The organism is Thioprofundum lithotrophicum (assembly GCF_055387065.1).
On sequence record NZ_AP042379.1, the window covers coordinates 695,001 to 714,680 of the forward strand.

Consider the following 19,680-nt stretch of genomic DNA (forward strand, 5'->3'; position numbering starts at 1 on the left):
GGGCGTTGAGGCCGTTGAATTCGGGCATCTGGTAGTCGGACAGCACGATGTCCCACTCCTGCTGGCGCAGGGCCTCGAGCAGCTGCTCGCGGTTCTCCACGCGCAGGTAGTCGACGTCGAACCCCCCCTTGCGGATGCTGCGGATGACGAGGGCCTCGTCATCGGGGTTGTCCTCGATCATCAGCAGCCTGAGGCTGATCTTCTCCTCGACCATCTTCAGGATTCCGGCACCTCGTTGAGCACCAGCCAGTAGAGACCGAGCTGGGCCACCGCCTCGGTGAACTGGTTGAAGTCCACCGGCTTGCGGATGTAACTGTTGGCCCCGAAGTCGTAACTGTCGATGATGTCCCGCTCCTCGGACGAGGAAGTGAGGATCACCACCGGCAGGCGCCGGGTCCGTTCGTCGGACTTGATGCGCTTGAGCACTTCCAGGCCATCCACCTTGGGCAGCTTGAGATCGAGCAGCACCACCACCGGCAGATCACAGGGCGATCGATCGGCATGCTGCCCCTCGCAGAAGAGGAAATCCAGGGCTTCCACGCCATCCCGGGCCACGGCGATCTCGTTGGCCAGATTGCTTTTCTTCAGGGCCCGCAGGGCCAGGGCCTCGTCGTCGGGATTGTCCTCGACCAGCAGTATCATTTTCTTCTTGAATGCCATCATTCCTCCCCGGTGTGAGCTGCCCGCCAACGGCGGGAACCGATCTTCTCAGCCTAGCCAATTCCTCGCCGCACGGCGAGCGGCTGGGCCAGTTTTAACATTCGACATGCTTCAACGTCGACCGTGGCCCGGGTAGAGAGTCTATCGACCCGGCGCCGGAAACATTTAACCGCGAAGGGAAAACGACGTTTTTCCGCACGTTAAATGGCACTAATTATAGGGTTTAATGCCGTTTTCGTCTGCGTCTTGCACCGGCGCGCCGAGAGTGAAGCAGAAGCGCGCGCCCTCGCCCGGCGCCGACTGGGCCCAGATCCGTCCGTTGTGGCGCTGGATGATGCGCTGCACCGTGGCCAGTCCGATGCCCGACCCCGGAAACTCGGCCTCGGTGTGCAGGCGCTGGAAAGGCTCGAAGAGCTTGCCGGCATGGGCCATGTCGAATCCGGCCCCGTTGTCGCTGACGCACCAGGCCGGGCCGTCCTTGCAGGGCTCCGCCGCGAAGCGGATCCGGGGATTCGGTGTCCGGGCGGTGTACTTCCAGGCATTGCCCAGCAGGTTTTCCAGCACGGCCCGCAGCAGGCCGGGATCGGCCTCGGCCTGCAGATCCGGTTCGATGATCCATTCCACCTGGCGCTGCGGATCCCGGCGCCCCAGCTCGGCGGCGATCTCGCCGGCCAGGGCGGAGAGATCCACCGTCTGCCAGTGCAGTTCGCTGCGGGACAGTTTCGAGAGCTTGAGCAGGGCGTCGATGAGGTCGCCCATGCGCTGGGCGGCGTGACGCACCCGTTCCAGGTATTCGCGCCCGGTGGCATCGAGACGTTCGCCGTACTCCTCGAGCAGGGCGTGGCTGAAACCGTCGATGGCCCGCAGGGGGGAGCGCAGATCGTGGGAGACGGTATAGCTGAAGGAAGCCAGTTCCCGGTTGGCCCGGGTCAGTTCGGCCGTGCGCCACGCGACCTGTTCCTCGAGCCGGTCGCGGTAGTCCTCGAGTGCGCGCTGGGCCGCCTGGCGCCGCTCTTCCAGCCGCTGGGTATGGATGGCGATGGCCGCCTCGCGGGCCATGTTCTCGAACAGCAGGATCTCCTCGGCCGTGTAGTGATGGCAACGCTCGCGGCAGATGCTCATCAGCACGCCCAGCCGTTCTTCGTCCACCTGCAGCGGGGTGGCCAAGGCCGAGCAGACCCGGAACTGCTCGCGCATGCGCGGGCTGACCCGGGGATCCCGGGCCACGTCGTCCAGCGCCAGGGTCTGGCCGTCGTGGTAGACGCTGACTGCCACGGAGGTCTCGTCAAGCGCGAGCCGGAAATGGCCTTCCGGCGCGTAAGGCGCGCCGCTCTGGATCACGCCCACCAGTTCCTCGCGCTGCGGATCCTTGAGGATCAGGAACACCATGTCGCCGGGAATGGCCTCGTCGGCCAGGCCGACGATGGTCTCGAGCAGCGCCGGCAGGGCCCGCGCGCGGCCGGCACAGCGCAGCAGGCGGTTGGAGACGTCGAGCACGGCATTGCGCACCCGCAGGGCCTCGAGGAGCTGGCGGTAGCCCTCGGTCAGCACGCCCAGCTCGTCGGTGGAGCGGGGCCGCAGGCGGGCGCCGGGGGCCGGCACGTCGGGGCCGCCGGCGATCACCGCCTGCAGGGGCTGGAGCGACTGGCCGAAACTGCGCACGAAGATCAGGCTGCCGCCCACCGCCAGCAGTTCCAGGCTCAGCCATACGGCGAAGGTTTCCAGGGTGAAGAAACCGGTGCGGGTCCAGTAGTACTGGACCAGGATGGTGTCGATCAGCAGCGGCACGAGGGCCCCGATCAGGAAGACCTTGGTGCGGATGGTCACCAGCGGCCGCTGCAGAGGCAGCGCATCCAGGGCCCGGCCGAAGAGATCGAGGATCAGGAAGAAAATGGGCAGGCCGACGATGATCGAGACGATCAGGGCCACCAGGTGGATGCGGAACCAGTCGATGGGCGGCGCCAGATAGCCGGTGCTCAGCCAGGTGCCGAGGATCACCGACCCCGGCGCCAGCAGCAGATAGAGCAGGAACAGGCTCCAGTAGCGCCAGGCAAAACGCCGCAGGCTGTGCCGGGCGGCGTCGATGCGCGCCGGCGCGGGCTGATCGAGATAGTCCACAAAGGGCCGGATGCGGCGCGGGAAGTACCACAGGGCGAAGAACAGCCAGCCGAGGATGAACACCGGCTCCAGGGGATGACCCAGCAGGGCCAGGAGCTGGCCGGGCGTGAGAATGCCCAGATAGAGGATGAACAGCAGGCCGAAAACCGGCGGGATCAGCCAGGTGAGAAGAATCAGCAGGAAGAAACGGCGCCGGAACGTGGCGCCGTCGAGGCGGAACCTTTCAGCGGATTGGCGTGGCATCCGTTACTCGCGGCATGACCGGGGGGCGGGTCTGCTTCCAAGGATAGCCCATTTCCGCGGCGCTCAGGTCAGCTTCACCCGTGCGAAGCGGCGCTTGCCCACCTGGAAGACGTGGGTCTCGCCTGACGGCAGGCGCCGTTTCGTGTCTTCGATCTTCTCCCCGTCGATGCGCACCGCCCCCTGGCGGATCATGCGCAGGGCTTCGGAAGTACTCTGGACCAGCCCCGCCTCGCGCAACAGGTTGGCGATGGGCAGGCCCTCGGCGCCGGCGGTGAGCGTCACCTCCGGCATCTCGTCGGGCATGGCGCCCTTCTGAAAGCGGGCGATGAAGTTCTCGCGGGCCTTGCGCGCCGCCTCGGGGGAGTGGAAACGGGCCACGATCTCCTCGCCGAGCAGGAACTTCACGTCACGGGGGTTGCGGCCCTCGGCCACCTCCTGGCGCAGTTTTTCGATCTCGCTCAGGGGCCGGAAGCTCAGCAGTTCGAACCAGCGCCACATGAGATCGTCGGAGATGGACATGATCTTGCCGAACATCTCGTCGGCAGGCTCGTCGATGCCGATGTAGTTGCCCAGGGACTTGGACATCTTCTGCACGCCGTCCAGGCCCTCGAGGATCGGCACGGTGATCACCACCTGGGGCGGCTGCCCGTACTGCTTCTGCAGCTCCCGGCCCACCAGCAGGTTGAACTTCTGATCGGTGCCGCCCAGCTCCACGTCGGCCTTCATGGCCACCGAGTCGTATCCCTGGATGAGCGGATAGAGGAATTCGTGGATGGCGATGGGCTGGCCGGACTGGTAGCGCTTGGCGAAGTCGTCCCGCTCGAGCATGCGAGCCACGGTGTACCGGGCGGCGAGCTGGATCAGGCCGGCCGAGTCCATCTCGTTCATCCAGCTGGAATTGAACATCACCAGGGTCTTTTCCGGGTCGAGGATCTTGAAGATCTGCTGCTCGTAGGTGCGGGCGTTCTCGATCACCTCGTCGCGGGTCAGGGGCGGACGGGTGGCGCTCTTGCCGGTGGGATCGCCGATCATCCCGGTGAAATCGCCGATCAGGAACAACACCTCGTGGCCCAGGTCCTGGAAGGTGCGCAGCTTGTTGATGAGCACCGTGTGGCCCAGGTGCAGATCGGGCGCAGTGGGGTCGAAGCCGGCCTTCACCCGCAGGGGTCGGCCGCTCTGCAGGCGTTCCACCAGCTCCGACTCGACCAGAATCTCCTCGGTACCCCGCTTGATCTGTTCCAGTGCCTCGGCCACGGACATCTTGCTCAGCTCCTCGTTCCCAAAAAGGCGCGTAGATTAGCATACCCCCTGCCCGCCCCGCGGGGCAGGGAGCCGCAGTATCCCGGCGGGCGGGAAAACGGTATCCTGTCGATTGACCGCGCCGGCGTTTCGGGCTATCTTCGGGTGGAAACAAAAAATCAATAAATTCCGTGGATTATAATTCCTTCTTCACAAGGGACTACAAGTCGCTGCTGGAACCGGCTCCCCGTCGCCGACTGCGCTGGACGGGCCTGCATACCCTGCTGCTGGCCAGTGTCATGACCACCCTGGCCACGGTGCTGGTGTTCGTCTCCGCCGACGCCGAGGCCACCCGCAATCCCGCTTCGGCCGCCCCCGACCAGCAGCCCCAGCGGATCACCGTTCCCCTGGAATTTCCGGCCCTGCAAGCGGAGACGCCCCCGACGGTCGCCACCCTCGCCCCCGCTCCGGCGGCCAGCGAACCCGCCGCCGCCCCGCCCGAGGCGCCCTCCTCCCCCTGGCACCGCGTCACGGTTCGCCGGGGCGACAGCCTGGCCCGGATCTTCCGCCGGGAAGGCCTGGATCCGGCCGACCTGCACCGCATCGTGCAGCTGGGGCCGCTGACCGGGGCCCTGCGCCATCTCCAGCCCGGCCAGGCCTTCCGCTTCCGAATGGACGAACAGGGGCGCCTGCAGGCCATGGAATACGTGATCAGCCGGCTCGAATCGCTGGTCGTCACCCGCAAGGACGGGGGGTTCACCGCACGCCATGTGCAGCATCCGCTCGAGGCGCGGCTGGCCTATGCCGCCGGCAAGATCGAAAGCTCCCTGTTCGAAGCCGGCAAAAACGCCGGCCTGAGCGATGCGCTGATCATGGAACTGGTGGGCATCTTCGGCTGGGACATCGACTTCGCCATGGACATCCGTCAGGGCGACCGCTTCTCGCTGCTCTACGAGGAGCAGTACCTGCAGGGGGAGAAGATCCGCAACGGCCCCATCGTGGCGGCCGAATTCACCACCCGCGGCCACACCTATCGCGCCGTGCGCTACACCGACGCCCGGGGCCACAGCGACTACTACACGCCGGACGGCCATTCCATGCGCAAGGCCTTCCTGCGCACGCCCGTGGACTTCCGCCGGATCAGCTCCCGTTTCGGCCGCCGGCATCACCCGGTGCTCAACCGCATGAAGATGCACAAGGGGGTCGATTACGCCGCCCGGCGCGGCACCCCCATCAAGGCCGCCGGTGACGGCCGGATCGTCTTCCGGGGGCGGAAGGGCGGTTATGGACGGGTGATCATCATCCAGCATGGCGGCCGCTACAGCACCCTCTACGCCCACATGTCGGCCTTCAAGAAGGGCCTGCGGGTCGGCTCGCGGGTCCGCCAGGGACAGATCATCGGCTTCGTCGGCAGCTCCGGCCGGGCCACCGGCCCGCACCTCCATTACGAATTCCGCGTCAACGGCGTGCATCGCAATCCGCTGACCGTCAAGCTGCCCGACGCCGCGCCCATCCGCCGCGCCTATCTGGAGGATTTCCGGCGCAAGACCGCAGGCCTGCTGAGCCAGCTCGACCTGTACAACCGCACCCGCCTCGCCCTGCGTCAACCCTGATGGGCAAGCCTGGCGATCTGTTCATCGGCCTGATGAGCGGGACCAGTCTCGACGGCATCGACGCCGTGCTGGTGCGCCTCGAGGAAACGGCCCCCCCGGAACTGCTGGCCTGCCACCGGCACCCGCTGCCGGCGGATCTGCGTCGGGAGATGGCCGCCCTCACCTGCCCCGGCGAGAACGAACTGGCGCGCATGGGCGCGGCGGACGTGCGCATGGGCCGGGAACTGGCCAGGGCGGTTCAGGACCTGCTGGCGAAGGCCGGCACCGAGGCCGCGGCCGTGCGCGCCATCGGCAGCCATGGCCAGACCCTGCGCCACCGGCCCGGCGGCGAAACGCCCACCAGTCTGCAGATCGGCGATCCGAACATCGTCGCCGAGCGCACCGGCATCACCACCGTGGCCGACTTCCGCCGCCGGGACATGGCCGCCGGCGGCCAGGGCGCACCGCTGGTGCCCGCCTTCCACGCGGCCGTGTTCCGCCATCCTGCCGAATCCCGGGTGATCCTCAACCTCGGCGGCATCGCCAACCTGACCCTGCTGCCCGCCGATCCCGACGCCCCCGTGCAGGGCTTCGACACCGGCCCCGGCAACGCCCTCATGGACGCCTGGATCGCCCGCCACCGGAACCGGCCCCACGACGCCGAAGGCCAGTGGGCCGCCAGCGGACAGGTCCATCCCCAGCTGCTTGCCGCCCTGCTCGCCGATGCCTATTTCGGGGCGCCGCCGCCCAAGAGCACCGGCCGCGATCACTTCCATCTGGACTGGGCCGCCCGACAATGGCCAAAGCTCGACGAACTGCCGGCAGCCGACGTGATGGCCACCTTTCTGGAACTGACCGCCGCCTCCATCCGCGACGCCCTCGAGGCACACGCGCCCGATGCCGGGCGCCTGCTGGTCTGCGGCGGCGGCGTGCACAACACCCGGCTCATGCAGCGCCTGCAGGCCCTGCTGCCCGGCCTCCCCGTGGAATCCACCGCCCGCCACGGCCTCGACCCCGACTGGGTCGAGGCCGTGGCCTTCGCCTGGCTGGCCCGGCAGACGCTGGAAGGGCGGCCGGGCAATCTGCCCTCGGTCACCGGCGCCGGGCGGCCAGCCTGTCTCGGCGCCATCTATCCTGGCATCGACTTCTCATAACCCCCCCACAGGCTGTCGAGAAACGCCGATGTCGACAGCCTGTGGGGGGTTTGCGACTTGCAATCACCACAAATACAAAATACAATCATTCTCATTTAGAGACATTCAACCTGCCGGTACCGCTCATGCTGTCACGTTCCAAGTCGCTCGTTCTCCTTCTTCTGCTGTTGTTGCCAACCTTCGCCCTGCAGGCGGAACCGCGCAAGGATCCGGCGGCGGAGCTGATCCATCTGCTGGACTACATCGGGGTGGACTATCCGGGCACCGTGCAGGCGGGGCGGATCGTCAATCCCGACGAATACCGGGAGCAGGTGGAGTTCGCGCAGCGGGTGCCGGCGCTGATCGAGCAGCTGCCGGAAGGCGAGCTGCGCCTGGAACTGGCCGGCCTCGGCCAGGCGCTGATCGCCGCCATCGAGGCGAAGGCGCCGGGCGAGAAGATCGCCGGGATCACCGAACGCATGCAGCAGAAGGTGATCGCCCTGACCGGCACCGCCACCGCACCGCGCCGGCCGCCCTCGCTGGCCAAGGGGGCCGCGCTCTACCAGGCCCACTGCGCGTCCTGCCACGGCGCCGAGGGCCGCGGGGACGGCCCGGCCGGCCGGGGGCTGGAACCGCCGCCCAATGATTTCCACGACCGGGAGCGCCAGTTCGTGCGCAGCCTCTACGGTCTGTACAACACCATCACCCTCGGCGTGAACGGCACCGGCATGCGGGCCTTCACCGAACTGACCAGCGCCGATCGCTGGGCCCTGGCCTTCCACGTGGGCAGCCTGCCCTTCACGGCGGAGGAGAGCGCCCGCGGCAAGGCGCTCTTCGAGGCCGGCAAACTCACCGATCTGATACCCAACCTGGGTGCCCTGGCCCGCCTGACGCCGGCGCAAGCCCGCGAGCAGGCCGGCGAGGACGGCGTGGCCCTGCTGGCCTGGCTGCGCCGCCATCCGGAAGTGCTGGGCGGCGGCGCCAGCGCCCTGAACAAGGCCCAGGTGCTGCTGGACAAGAGCCTGAGCGCCTACGCGGCGGGACGGGTGGAAGATGCCTATCGGATTGCCGTGTCCGCCTATCTGGACGGTTTCGAGGCGGTGGAAGCCGGGCTGCGCAACCTCGACGCGAAGATCGTCAGCGACGTGGAGCGCACCATGTCCGCCTACCGGGCGGCCATCAAGGCCCATGCCCCTCTCGACGAGGTCCGGGCCCGCCATGCCGACGTGAGCCGCCTGCTGGACGAGGCCCGGGAACTGCTCACCGGCACCGCCCTGACCCCGGCCATGACCTTCGCCAGCGCCCTGGTGATCCTGCTGCGCGAGGGTCTGGAGGCCCTGCTGGTGCTGGCCGCCATCATCGCCCTGCTGATCAAGGCCGATCGGCGCGACGTGCTGCCCTGGGTGCACATGGGCTGGGTGAGCGCCCTGGCCCTGGGCGGGGTGACCTGGTGGTTCTCCCGCTATGTGGTGGCCATCAGCGGCGCCAGCCGGGAGGTGACCGAAGGGGTGACCGCGCTGCTGGCCACGGCCATCCTGCTCTACGTGGGCTTCTGGCTCCACTCCAAGACCCACGCGCGGAGCTGGCAGCGTTTCCTGCAGGAGAAGATCCACGGCGCCCTGCAGGGCCGGACCCTCTGGGCCCTGACCGGCATCGCCTTCCTGGCCGTCTACCGGGAGGTGTTCGAGACGGTGCTGTTCCTCGAAGCCCTGAACCAGCAGACCGCCCCCGGCGAAGGCGAACGCATGCTCTGGTGGGGACTGCTGACGGGCGTGGGACTGCTGCTGGTGCTGGCCTGGACCATCCTCAAGACCAGCCTGCGCCTGCCGCTGCGGCTGTTCTTCAACGTCAATGCCTTCATCCTGTTCATCCTGGCCATCATCTTCACCGGCCACGGCATCGCCGCCCTGCAGGAAGCCGGCTACATCGACGCAAGACACCTCAACCTGCCCACCTTCGACTGGGTGGGCTTCTATCCCACCGTGCAGACCATCCTCGGGCAGAGCCTGGTGATCGCAATGATCGCCGGCCTGTTCTTCTGGGAACGTTACCGGAATCAGCGCGAAGCCGCCTGAGGGTAGCGGTGGAACGTGGATCGAAAAAGGGGCCCTGCGGCCCCTTTTCCGTTTCTGCTGCGCCGCCCTGAAGGCCTTGGGCAAGCGTTTCGCCGGCGCCGCTAAACAGAAGCGCCCAATAGCGGACCACTTAGGCAAGCGTGCCCGATTCCAATACCGCCCTCTGGGACCGAGGTCTCAGTGCGCATAATGAACCATGCTCTGATATTTGGAACTCAGCTTTGGCCAACCCAAGAACCGCATTTTTCGGCAACCGGTCAGCGCCGGTCGATGGGCACGTAGGGGCGCAGGGGTTCGCCGGTGTAGATCTGGGTGGGGCGGAAGATCCGGTTGTCGGCGAGCTGTTCGCGCCAGTGGGCGAGCCAGCCGGCGGTGCGGGCGATGGCGAAGATGGTGGTGAACTGATCGGAGGGGATGCCCATTTCCGAGTAGAGCAGGCCGGAGTAGAAATCGACGTTGGCATAGACGCCCTTCTTCGCCAGGCGATCCTCGCAGACCTTTTCCACCGCCTTGGCCACCTCGAACAGGGGATTCACGTCGCCGCCGCGGGCTTCGATGAACTTGTCCATCAGCTTCTGCAGGATGATGGCGCGGGGGTCCTTGGTCTTGTATTCGCGGTGGCCCATGCCCCAGATCACCTTCTTCTCGGCCAGGCGCCGGTCCACGTATTCCTCGGCCCGCTCGGGCGTGCCGATTTCCTCGAGCATCTGCAGCACCTTCTGGTTGGCCCCGCCATGCAGGGGGCCGGAGAGCGCGCCGATGGCCGCGGCGATCACGCTGTAGGGGTTGGCCAGGGTGGAGGCGTTGACCAGCACCGCGAAGGTGGAGGCGTTGATGGTGTGCTCGGCGTGCAGGATCAGGCACACGTCCATGATCCGCGCCAGCAACGGGTCGGGCTCGCGGCCGGTGAACATCCAGAGGAAGTTTTCGGCATAGGAGAGATCGTCACGCGGCGGCACCGGATCGTAACCGCCGCGAATGTGCTCCCACATGGCCACGATGGGCCCCATGCGGGCCAGGATCTTGACGGTGGTGTTGTGGATGTAGTCGAGATCGTTGCAGGTGTCGGCGCCGGTGAGGCAGTCGCTGCCCGGATAGAACATGGCCAGGGAGGAGACCACCGTCTGGAGCATTTCCATGGGATGGCCGCTGGCCGGCAGGTTCTTCATCAGGCCCCGGGTGTGGAACTTGATGCGCCGGTTCTCGACCAGCTGACGGCGGAATTCGGCCAGCTCCTGCTCGTTGGGCAGGCGGCCGTCGAGCAGCAGCAGGGCGGTTTCCTCGAAGGTGCTGTGCTCGGCCAGCTCCTCGATGCGGTAGCCGCGATAGGACAGGATGCCCTTCTCGCCGTCGATGTCGGAGATGTTGGATTTGGTGGCCGGCACCCCGGCCAGGCCGGGCAGATACTCGCTCATGTCCTTCACTCCCGTCGGTTCGGCCTTCCGGCGGCGGAAGGCGGGCAGGCGGGCGGTTCCCTTGTCCGCCGCGCAGAAAACGAAACACCGGGCCGCGGCTCGCGCCGCGCCCCGGCAGGGCAAAGTTTACTCGAAAAGTCGGGGATCAGACAGAAAACGAGGAGCCGCAGCCACAGGTGGTGGTGGCGTTGGGATTGCGGATCACGAACTGGGAGCCGGAGAGATCTTCCTTGTAGTCGATCTCGGCGCCGCTAAGGTATTGAAAACTCATGGGGTCGATCAGCAGGGTCACGCCGCCGTTCTCGACCTTGGTGTCGCCTTCCTGCTCGTTCTCGTCGAAGGTGAAGCCGTACTGGAAGCCGGAGCAGCCGCCGCCGGTGACGAACACCCGCAGCTTGAGGTTGTCGTTGCCCTCTTCCTCGATGAGCTGGCGGACCTTCTGCGCGGCGCTGTCGGTAAAGGTCAGGGGACTTTCGGTTTCGGTACTCATGTCACTACTCCACGGATCGGTGCTGTGCCGGGCACAGGATAACAATAACCTAGTGTTTTGGTCAACTTTCGCTGGCCGCCGGTTCCCCGTCCGAATCGGTGTTCTTCAGGGGCACCACGGTCTCGTCGGCCCGATGGACCAGGTTGCCGTTGACCTCGGCGCCCATGGCCATCTCGATCAGGCTGTAGTACACGTTGCCCTGGATCCGGGCCTGGGCGGCCAGTTCCACGTGGCCGCTGGCGTGCACGTCGCCGATCACGCGGCCATTGATGACCACATTGGGGACTTTCACCTCGCCTTCAATGGTGCCCCGCTCGCTGAGGGTCAGCACCGAGTCTTCGCCCTCGGCGGCGATCACGCTGCCCTGCACGGTGCCGTCCACGTGCAGGCCACCGCTGAAGATGACGTCGCCCTGGATCCGGGTGTTCTGTCCGATCAGGGAATCGATGTGCGCCGTCTGCTTGGGTTTCCGGGATTTACCCCACATGGTCTGGTTTCTCCTGTGTCGGCCAGTCGATGGTCTTTTCGATGGCATCCTTGCGGCGGCCCCGCGGCAGGATGCGCACGGTGATCCGCAGGGGGGTGAAGCCGTCGGGCAGGATCAGATCCCCCTCGAGGTTCTGAAAGTACTTGAACCGGTACGGCAATTCCTTGACCGGCTTCTCGGTCAGGGCAGGCAGTTCCAGACTGCGGGGCTGGCCGCCCTGCAGGCCTTCCACCCGCAATCTTACCGCGCCCCTCGCCAGCCTGTCATTCTTCAGCACCTGGGTGAGCACCACCTTGTAGCGCCAGCTGCGGGGTCCGTTGGGCTCCAGGGTGAAGCTCTGCAGGCGCAGGCCCCGGGAGGCCTCCCGGGGCGAGACGATGCCCCGGTAGAAGGCCAGTTCCTCCTTCAGCTCGAGGATTTCGGCCTGCAGGGCCTTGAGGGTCGCATCCTGCTCCTCGTAGGCCTGGCGCTCGATCTGCGCGGCCCGTTCGAGCTGGGCCTTCTGCTCGCGCAGCGTCTCGATCTCGGCGTTCAGGGCGTCCACGCTGGCCAGCAGTTGCACGATCTCGCGGCCCGATTCGGCGCTGTCGTAGCCGGCCATGTAACGGCCATAGTCGTAGAGGCTCCAGCCGCCGACCGCCAGGGCCACGATCCCGAAGGCGACGAACAGCCGGGTCTTCCAGGGATGATGGGGCTTGACCTTGAGGTGCATGGGTCAGGGCAGCAGGGCGATGCCGTCGATGCCGGCATGCTCGTCGAAGCCGAACAGGATGTTCAGGTTCTGCACCGCCTGGCCCGCGGCACCCTTGACCAGATTGTCAATCACCGAGAGCACCACCACCGTGTCGCCGCCCTGGGGGCGGTGCACGGCGATCCGGCAGGTGTTGGCGCCACGCACGCTGCGGGTCTGGGGGTGGCTGCCCGCCGGCAGTACGTCCACGAAGGGTTCGTCGGCGTAACGGCTCGCGTAGAGGGCCTGCAGATCCCCGGCCTCGCCGGCCAGGGTGGCATAGCAGGTGGCGTGAATGCCGCGGATCATCGGCGTCAGATGGGGCACGAAGGTCAGTTCCACCGGCTGATCCGTGGCCACCCGCAGGCCCTGGCGGATCTCCGGCAGATGGCGGTGGCCGGCCACGGCATAGGCCTGGAAGTTCTCGCTCGCCTCCCCCAGCAGGGTGGTGACGCTGGCCTTGCGCCCGGCCCCGGAGACGCCCGACTTGCAGTCGGCCACCAGGCCCTGCGGCCGGACCAGCCCCTTTTCCAGCAAGGGCAGGAAGGCCAGCTGCACGGCGGTGGGATAGCAGCCGGGATTGGCGATCACCCGCGCCTGGCGGATCGCCTCGCGATTGACCTCGGGCAGGCCGTAGACCGCCTCGGCGAGCAGCTCGGGGCAGGCATGAGGCATGCCGTACCACTGTTCCCATTCGGCCGGATCCCGCAGCCGGAAGTCCGCGGCCAGATCGATGACCCTGACCCCGGCCTCGACCAGCGCCGGCGCATGCTGCATGGCCACGCCGTTGGGGGTGGCGAAGAACACCACGTCGCAGGCGGTCAGATCGGCCTCGTCGGGATCGCTGAAGCGCAGATCCACGTGGCCGCGCAGATTGGGAAACATGTCGGCGACCGGGGTACCGGCCTCGGAGCGGGAGGTGATGGCACGCAGGATCACGCCCGGATGGGCGGCCAGCAGACGCAACAGCTCCACGCCCGTGTATCCGGTGCCGCCAACGATCGCTGCCTGAATCATGTGCCCTTCCCGCTGTGGTGTCTGTACCTGAACGGCACATGATAAATGCTGGCGAAACAATCGGAAAGGCGGGATTTTTCAACCACGTTCACGAAACCGGCCGCCGGGCCGGCTGCAGACAAGAAAAAAGCGGCCGCAGCCGCTTGTCTCGAAAGTTGTCGTTATGCTTGTTGTTGTGGTGTGTTGGCGGATGGTTACCCCCTGCGCGAAGTCAAAATTACCGGCATGCCCCCGCAGGGTCAAGGCCTTTTTTTCCGGCCATTGGCACGCCTCTTGCCGTGCCGGGGAGGCGAGGCGCCCCGTGCTACACTTGCCCGCCATGTACCGCCGCCATCTCCGCCGCACCCATCGCCGCCTGTTCTCGCGCCGTTCCTGGCAACTGCGGCTGGTGTTCTGGGGCGGCGCGCTGGCCGTGGGCGCACTGGCGGCGGCCTTTGCCCTGCTGGCCCGCTTCGCGGACGAACGCTTCCGCGCCCTGCATGCCGAGCAACCCTGGCTGGCCTATGCCCTCACCCCGCTGGCCCTGGCCGCCATCGCCTGGCTGACCCGCAAGGTCTTCACCGGCACCGAGGGCAGCGGCATTCCCCAGGCCATCGCCGCCATCTCGGTGCCCAGCCACGAAGTGCGCGCCCGGGTACTGTCGCTGAAGGTGGCCTTCGGCAAGATCCTGCTGACCACGCTGGGCCTGGCCAGTGGCGCCTCCATCGGCCGCGAGGGCCCCACGGTGCACGTGGGCGCCGCCATCATGCATTCCCTGCGGCGGATCGCGCCCTTTCGCGGCAAGGACATGAACCGTTCGCTGATCCTCGCCGGCGGCGCGGCGGGCATCGCCGCGGCCTTCAACACGCCGCTGGCCGGAGTGCTGTTCGCCATCGAGGAGATGAGCCAGTCCTACGAACACCGCACCACCGGCACCCTGGTGGTGAGCGTGGTGCTGGCCGGTCTCACGGCCCTGGCGATCCTCGGCAGTTATACCTATTTCGGCTCCACCGGCGCGGCCCTGCCCCTCGCGCCCCTGGCCTGGCTGGCGGTGCCCGTCTGCGGCCTGCTCGGTGGCCTGCTGGGCGGGCTGTTCGCCACTTCCCTGATCGAGGGGACCCGGCGCATCGCCCCGCTCGCCCGGCGCCATCCCGTGCTGCTGGCCTTCGGCTGCGGCCTGCTGCTCAGCGGCCTCGGCTATCTCTCGGGGGGCATGACCTACGGCACCGGTTATGACGAGGCCCGGCACCTGATCGAGACCGGCGAGGAAGCCAATGCGGCCTTTCCCCTGCTCAAGCTGCTGGCCACCACCGTCTCCTATCTGAGCGGCATCCCCGGCGGCATCTTCGCGCCCTCCCTGTCGGTGGGCGCCGGGCTCGGCGCCGATCTGGCCGGCCTGTTTCCCGGTGTGCCCTTCGGCGCCATCGTGCTGCTGGGCATGGTGGGCTATTTCACCGGCGTGGTGCAGACGCCCATCACCGCCTTCGTCATCGTCATGGAGATGACCGACAATTCCCACATGCTGCTGCCCCTGATGGCCACGGCCTTCATCGCCCAGGGGGTCTCGCACCTGGTCTGCCCGCGCCCCATCTACCGGGCCCTGGCCGAGGCCTACCTGCGGCGGCAACCCGGCTGAAACCGAGGAGAACCCCATGCTCTGGCTCAAGGCCCTGCACATCGCTTTCATGGTCGCCTGGTTCGCCGGCCTGTTCTACCTGCCCCGGCTGTTCGTGTATCACGCCATGAGCGAGGACGCCGCCACCCGCCGGACCCTGGCGATGATGGAGCGCAAGCTCTACCGCTTCGTGACGCCCATCATGTGGCTGATGATCGGCTTCGGGCTGGCGCTGATCGCGGCCTACGGCCTGGCCTGGTTCCGCCAGCAGGGCTGGCTGCACGCCAAGCTGCTGCTGGTGGGCCTGCTGATGGGCTACCACTTCTATTGCGGGCACCTGGTGCGCGAATTCGCTGCCGGGCGCAATGCCCGCTCCCATGTGTTCTACCGGATCTTCAACGAAATCCCGGTCCTGTTCCTGTTCGCCATCGTGATCCTGGCGGTGGTGCGGCCGATCTAGCAGGCTGTTGAAAGCCAGCCGTTGGGTTCGCTGACGAATCAGCGCATCCCAACCACAAACGTAAGCACTTACTTCCATAAAAAACACCAGAAAACACAAACATACAATCAAGACATTTTCTAAACGATAATGATTTGCATTTAGATATGTTTTTCGATATATTTCTCCGCACCGACATTTCTGACAACCTACAAAACCGCGGAGAGTTGCACGACATGAAAACGCGCAAGACCCCCATCGCCCTGGCCCTGTCCCTGATGCTGGCCAGCCCGCTGGCCGCCCAGGCAGACACCGATCTCAAGGCCGAGGTGGAACGCCTCAAGGCCCAGAACAGGGAAATCCTCGAGCGGCTGGACGCCACCGCCGAGCTGCTGGAATCCGGCCGGGCCGGCCAGCCAGCCGGCACCACCGAGGCCGGTCCCCACGATCACGCCATCCCCACTTCCGGCAGCATGCGCGACCGCACCTTCGGCATCCACGGCAGCGCCGGCTCGACCATCGTCGGCGCCTACGGCGAGATGCACTACAACAACCTCAGGCAGAAGGACAGCGGCAGCACCGATGGCGACAAGAAGGAGATGGACTTCCACCGCTTCATCCTGTTCATGGGCCACGAGTTCAGCGACAAGATCCGCTTCTGGTCGGAGCTCGAGGTGGAACACGCCTTCATCAAGGACACTTCTGGCGGAACCAATGGTGGTGAAGTGGCCATCGAACAGGCCTTCCTGGAATTCGATCTGAACGACCGCACCTCGGCCCGCGCCGGCATCCTGCTGGTGCCGGTGGGCTTCATCAACGAGACCCATGAGCCGCCCACCTTCTACGGCGTAGAGCGCAACAACGTGGACAAGTACATCATCCCGACCACCTGGCGCGAGGGCGGCGCGGGGCTGACCGGCCGCTTCGGCCAGGGCTTCAGCTACGACGTGCTGGTGCACACCGGCCTCAAGACCAGCAGTTCCAGCAATTACGCCGTGCGCAAGGGCCGCACCGGGGTGGGCAACGCGCCGGCCGACAACCTGGCCATGACCGCGCGCCTGAACTGGGTGGGCATGCCGGGCCTGCTGGTGGGCGGCGCCGTGCAGCGCCAGACCGACGTCACCCAGGGCACCGATGCCAACGCCGGCGCTGCCACCCTGCTCTCGGGGCATTTCTCCTGGCAGACCGGCCCCTTCCAGCTTCTGGGCGTGTACGCCACCTGGTCCCTGGATGGCAGTGGTCCGGCCTCGGTGGGTGCCGACAAGCAGACCGGCTGGTACGTGGAGCCCTCCTGGAAGGTGACGCCGAAGTTCGGTGTCTTCGCCCGCTACAGCACCTGGGACAACCAGGTCAACAGCGGCACCGACACCGCCTACGCGCAGCGGGACATCGGCTTCAACTACTGGCCGCACGAGAACGTGGTGCTGAAGTTCGACTACCAGGATCAGTCCACGCCGGCCGGTTCGGCCGAATACGACGGCATCAATCTGGGCGTGGGCTACATGTTCTGAGGCCCGCCCGCCAAGCCACACCGCACGCCGGTCGCGTACAATGCGCGACCGGCGTTGTCGTTGGAGCCGACCATGAACGTGAAAAAACTGCTGTTCCCCCTATTGCTGCTGGGCCTGGCCCCGACGCTTTCGGCCCGGGGGGTGTACCAGACGCCCGAGGCCTTCCTGGCCGAAGCCTTCGACGGCAATCCGCCGAAACCGGCCGTGATCTGGCTCACCGGCGAGAAGCGCAAGGTGGTGACCGAAATCCTGCAGCACCGGCCCGACCGCCTGCGGGTGCGCTACTGGGCACGCGACGGCCGCTCGGCCTGGATCCTGGAGGAGATCGGCAAGGAAAAACCCATCACCGTGGGCATCGTGATCGAAAACGGCCGGATCACCCGCATTCGGGTGCTGATCTTCCGCGAAAGCCGGGGTGACGAGGTGCGCCACGCCTTCTTCACCCGCCAGTTCGACCAGGCCGGCCTGGCGCCCGGCCACCGTCTCGACCGGCCCATCGACGGCATCTCGGGGGCCACCCTCTCGGTGCGCGCCCTGACCAAGCTGGCCCGGGTGGCCCTCTACCTGGATCGGCAGAGAGCCAGCTCATGAACCGACGGCGCCGGCATCGGCTCAAGCTCAAGTCGTTCTACGTCTGGCACCGCTGGCTGGGACTGGCGGCCGCCCTGTTCGTGATCCTGCTGGCGGTGACCGGCCTGATGCTCAACCACACCGAGGCCCTGCGCCTGGACGCGCGGCACGTGCACAGCGACTGGCTGCTGGATCACTACGGCATTCGCGCCCCGGCCGAGGTCCCGGCCCATGCCGCCGGAGAACACTGGGTCAGCCAGTGGGGGCGGCGGCTCTATCTGGACACGCGGGATCTGGGCGAGACGGCGGACGGCCGCCTGATCGGCGCCGGCCGTTTCGGCGAGCTGATCCTGATCGCCCTGGAGCGGGCCCTGCTGCTGGTGACCCCGGAGGGCGACGTGGTGGAGCGGCTCGGCGCCGAAAGCCTGCCCGCCCTGCCCCTGCAGGGCCTCGGCCGCAGTCCCGACGGGCGGCCGCAACTGCACACGCCCCGGGGGAGCTTCGTCGCCGACGGGGAGCTGCTCGGCTGGCAGAAGATCGGCAGGAGCGCGATCCAACGCGCCCCCGCCGGGGAACTGCCCCCCGGCCTGCGCGCGCGGCTGCTGCGCGCCTGGCGCGGCCAGGGCCTGAGCCTGGAACGGGTGATCCTGGATCTGCACAGCGGCCGGATCCTCGGCGCGGCCGGGGTCTTCGTGATGGACGCCGCCGCGGTGCTGCTGCTCCTGCTGGCCTTCTCCGGCAGCGGGATCTGGATCGTGCGCACCCTGCGCGAGCGGCAGCGCAACCGCCAGCGGACCCGCCATGGTGCGGCGGAAAAAGCGGAACGGCGATAACAGGCTGTTAACCCAGGAAGTAGGCCCGCTCCAGGCTGCCGATCTGTTCCCGCGCCATGGCCAGGGCCTCGGGCACCGCGGCTGGCGCGATGCCCGCCCATTCCCAGACCGCGTCGGCCACCGGCAGATCTTCCAGCACCGCCTCGTCGGGCAGCAGATGACGCTCGGCGATGCGGTTGGCAATCTCGACCAGGGCCACGGCCGCGCGGTGTTCCGCCGCGGCCGCCCCGGCGTCGTGATGATGCGCGATCACGGCGATGTAGCGTTCGGGCAGCCGCCACTGGCGGGCCAGCGCCGCGCCCACCCGGCAGTGATCGGTGTCGAGGAAACGGCGCTCGGCCTCGGCCACGTCCCGCGGCCCGCCCCCCTCGATCTGCTGCAGGATGACCTGGCGCATCGGCTCGGGATAGCGGTGAAACAGGATGAGTTGCCCCACGTCGTGCAGCAGGCCGGCGGTGAACAGGGTGCTGAAGCGGCTGTCGCGGCGGTCGCCCAGCGCCTGGGCCACCAGGCCGCAGAACAGGCTGTGCCGCCAGAAGTCCTTGAGGGTGATGAGTTCCTGGGGAATGCGCTCGAAGGCCGAGGTGACCGCCGAGGCCAGCACCAGGTTGCGCACCTGCTGCAGGCCCAGCAGGGTCAGGGCCTGTCCGATGTTCTCCACCTTGCGGGCGAGGCCGTAATAGGGGCTGTTGGCGATGCCCAGCAGGCGCATGGTCAGGGCCGGATCCTGACTGATCACCTTGCCCAGCGCATGCACGCTGCAATCGGGATCGTCCACCATTTCATTGACCCGCAGCGCCACTTCGGGCAGCGAGACCAGATCCCGGTAATCCCGGACCAGGCGGATTTCAAGGGGCGTGTCGGCCATGCCCCCCTTATCGGCCGCCCGGCGAAAAAATGTATAGGCGCATGACCACGGGTGATAAAATTCGCCTTCTCCCAACTCCGGCGCTTTCCCCATGGATCCGAAACAGGAACTCATCCGCCATTACCGCTGGCTGCGCCAGTACGGCCTGAACGACTCCCACAGCGGCAATGCCTCGGTGCGCGACGGCGACGTGGTGTGGATCACCCCCACCGGCGCCTGCGCCGACACCCTGACGCCCGAGCAGCTCGTCCGCTGCAGCCTGGATACGCCGGGCGAGGGCGCCTCGCTGGACGCCCCCCTGCACCTGGCCGTGTACCGGGCGGTGCCCGGCACCGGCGCCGTACTGCACAGCCATGGCCCGCACACGGTGGGGCTGACCCTCACCGGCGACGACGACTACGTGCCGGTGGACTTCGAGGGGCAATACTATTTTCCCCGGGTGCCGGTCATCGACATCCCCTACGCGCGCTATGTGGCCGAGGCGCCGCAGCGGGTCGCCGAGGCCCTGCGCGAGTCGGTGATTGCCGTGGTGCGCGGCCACGGGGTCTATGCCCGGGCCGAAACCCTGAACCTGGCCTACAAATGGAGCTGTTCCCTGGAGCAGTCGGCCAGGACCGATTTCGTCGCCCGCCTCGGCCGACCGGGCCCCACGGCGGAATGATACAA

Annotated in this window: 19 protein-coding genes (1 of these 19 cut by a window edge); 9 read left to right on the forward strand and 10 right to left on the reverse strand. The window is 67.1% G+C overall.

The genetic code is table 11. The annotated features are described in order from the left end of the window. From ACZ5BH_RS03295 to tyrS, 4 genes are all read right to left on the reverse strand, one after another. A protein-coding gene (locus tag ACZ5BH_RS03295; protein WP_464890488.1) for a putative bifunctional diguanylate cyclase/phosphodiesterase crosses the window boundary here: on the reverse strand, window positions 1–214 show its 5' portion. It extends 1,505 nt beyond the left edge of the window; 214 of the gene's 1,719 nt are visible here — the first part of the coding sequence; the start codon lies at window positions 212–214; its stop codon lies beyond the left edge, outside the window. 2 nt (window positions 215–216) lie between these two features. Next, entirely contained in the window at window positions 217–642 is a 426-nt protein-coding gene (locus ACZ5BH_RS03300; protein WP_464890489.1) for a response regulator, read from the reverse strand. 228 nt (window positions 643–870) lie between these two features. Continuing rightward, window positions 871–3,021, reverse strand: a complete 2,151-nt coding sequence (locus ACZ5BH_RS03305) for a sensor histidine kinase (RefSeq protein WP_464890490.1) — start codon at window positions 3,019–3,021, stop codon at window positions 871–873. Between the two features lie 63 nt (window positions 3,022–3,084). Further along, entirely contained in the window at window positions 3,085–4,281 is a 1,197-nt protein-coding gene (gene tyrS / locus ACZ5BH_RS03310; RefSeq protein ID WP_464890491.1) for a tyrosine--tRNA ligase, read from the reverse strand. Between the two features lie 170 nt (window positions 4,282–4,451). On the opposite strand from tyrS, the gene ACZ5BH_RS03315 reads away from it, so the two are divergent. From ACZ5BH_RS03315 to ACZ5BH_RS03325, 3 genes are all read left to right on the forward strand, one after another. Then, on the forward strand, window positions 4,452–5,873 hold the full coding sequence (locus ACZ5BH_RS03315) for an OapA family protein (RefSeq protein ID WP_464890492.1): 1,422 nt from the start codon (window positions 4,452–4,454) through the stop codon (window positions 5,871–5,873). Then, the gene (locus ACZ5BH_RS03320) at window positions 5,873–7,006 is read left to right on the forward strand and encodes an anhydro-N-acetylmuramic acid kinase (protein ID WP_464890493.1); all 1,134 of its coding nucleotides are present in this window, start codon (window positions 5,873–5,875) and stop codon (window positions 7,004–7,006) included. The genes ACZ5BH_RS03315 and ACZ5BH_RS03320 overlap by 1 nt, the downstream gene beginning before the upstream one ends. A 125-nt stretch (window positions 7,007–7,131) precedes the next feature. Continuing rightward, complete coding sequence (locus ACZ5BH_RS03325; RefSeq protein WP_464890494.1) at window positions 7,132–9,060, forward strand: FTR1 family protein; 1,929 nt, start codon at window positions 7,132–7,134, stop codon at window positions 9,058–9,060. A 257-nt stretch (window positions 9,061–9,317) separates the two neighbouring features. Here ACZ5BH_RS03325 and ACZ5BH_RS03330 read toward each other — a convergent pair whose 3' ends face one another. The 5 genes from ACZ5BH_RS03330 to argC form a co-directional block, all read right to left on the reverse strand. Further along, window positions 9,318–10,475, reverse strand: a complete 1,158-nt coding sequence (locus tag ACZ5BH_RS03330) for a citrate synthase (RefSeq protein ID WP_464890495.1) — start codon at window positions 10,473–10,475, stop codon at window positions 9,318–9,320. A 145-nt stretch (window positions 10,476–10,620) separates the two neighbouring features. Further along, window positions 10,621–10,965, reverse strand: coding sequence for an iron-sulfur cluster insertion protein ErpA (erpA, locus tag ACZ5BH_RS03335; protein WP_464890496.1), 345 nt, complete (start codon window positions 10,963–10,965; stop codon window positions 10,621–10,623). Window positions 10,966–11,026: 61 nt separating this feature from the next. Then, the gene (locus ACZ5BH_RS03340) at window positions 11,027–11,452 is read right to left on the reverse strand and encodes a bactofilin family protein (RefSeq protein ID WP_464890497.1); all 426 of its coding nucleotides are present in this window, start codon (window positions 11,450–11,452) and stop codon (window positions 11,027–11,029) included. After that, window positions 11,442–12,164: a DUF6776 family protein gene (locus ACZ5BH_RS03345; RefSeq protein ID WP_464890498.1), complete on the reverse strand. Its 723-nt coding sequence runs from the start codon at window positions 12,162–12,164 to the stop codon at window positions 11,442–11,444. The genes ACZ5BH_RS03340 and ACZ5BH_RS03345 overlap by 11 nt, the downstream gene beginning before the upstream one ends. 3 nt (window positions 12,165–12,167) lie before the next feature. Further along, window positions 12,168–13,199, reverse strand: a complete 1,032-nt coding sequence (gene argC / locus ACZ5BH_RS03350) for an N-acetyl-gamma-glutamyl-phosphate reductase (RefSeq protein WP_464890499.1) — start codon at window positions 13,197–13,199, stop codon at window positions 12,168–12,170. A gap of 301 nt (window positions 13,200–13,500) precedes the next feature. Between argC and ACZ5BH_RS03355 the strand changes: the two genes are divergently transcribed. From ACZ5BH_RS03355 to ACZ5BH_RS03375, 5 genes are all read left to right on the forward strand, one after another. Further along, window positions 13,501–14,814 carry a chloride channel protein gene (locus tag ACZ5BH_RS03355; protein ID WP_464890500.1) on the forward strand — a complete coding sequence of 438 codons (1,314 nt, stop codon included), beginning with the start codon at window positions 13,501–13,503 and terminating at the stop codon, window positions 14,812–14,814. 16 nt (window positions 14,815–14,830) lie between these two features. Then, window positions 14,831–15,253 (forward strand): protoporphyrinogen oxidase HemJ, encoded by a 423-nt coding sequence (hemJ, locus tag ACZ5BH_RS03360; protein ID WP_464890501.1) that lies wholly within the window; start codon window positions 14,831–14,833, stop codon window positions 15,251–15,253. A 215-nt stretch (window positions 15,254–15,468) separates the two neighbouring features. Further along, window positions 15,469–16,743 carry a porin gene (locus ACZ5BH_RS03365; RefSeq protein ID WP_464890502.1) on the forward strand — a complete coding sequence of 425 codons (1,275 nt, stop codon included), beginning with the start codon at window positions 15,469–15,471 and terminating at the stop codon, window positions 16,741–16,743. A gap of 72 nt (window positions 16,744–16,815) precedes the next feature. Continuing rightward, a complete protein-coding gene (locus ACZ5BH_RS03370; RefSeq protein ID WP_464890503.1) occupies window positions 16,816–17,334 on the forward strand; it encodes an FMN-binding protein in 519 nt (172 codons plus the stop codon). Next, on the forward strand, window positions 17,331–18,146 hold the full coding sequence (locus tag ACZ5BH_RS03375) for a PepSY domain-containing protein (protein WP_464890504.1): 816 nt from the start codon (window positions 17,331–17,333) through the stop codon (window positions 18,144–18,146). The genes ACZ5BH_RS03370 and ACZ5BH_RS03375 overlap by 4 nt, the downstream gene beginning before the upstream one ends. A gap of 7 nt (window positions 18,147–18,153) precedes the next feature. Here the strand turns inward: ACZ5BH_RS03375 and ACZ5BH_RS03380 are convergent, their stop codons facing one another. Continuing rightward, complete coding sequence (locus ACZ5BH_RS03380; RefSeq protein ID WP_464890505.1) at window positions 18,154–19,014, reverse strand: HDOD domain-containing protein; 861 nt, start codon at window positions 19,012–19,014, stop codon at window positions 18,154–18,156. A gap of 91 nt (window positions 19,015–19,105) precedes the next feature. On the opposite strand from ACZ5BH_RS03380, the gene ACZ5BH_RS03385 reads away from it, so the two are divergent. Continuing rightward, window positions 19,106–19,675, forward strand: a complete 570-nt coding sequence (locus ACZ5BH_RS03385; RefSeq protein WP_464890506.1) for a class II aldolase/adducin family protein — start codon at window positions 19,106–19,108, stop codon at window positions 19,673–19,675. The last annotated feature ends 5 nt before the right edge of the window (window positions 19,676–19,680 follow it).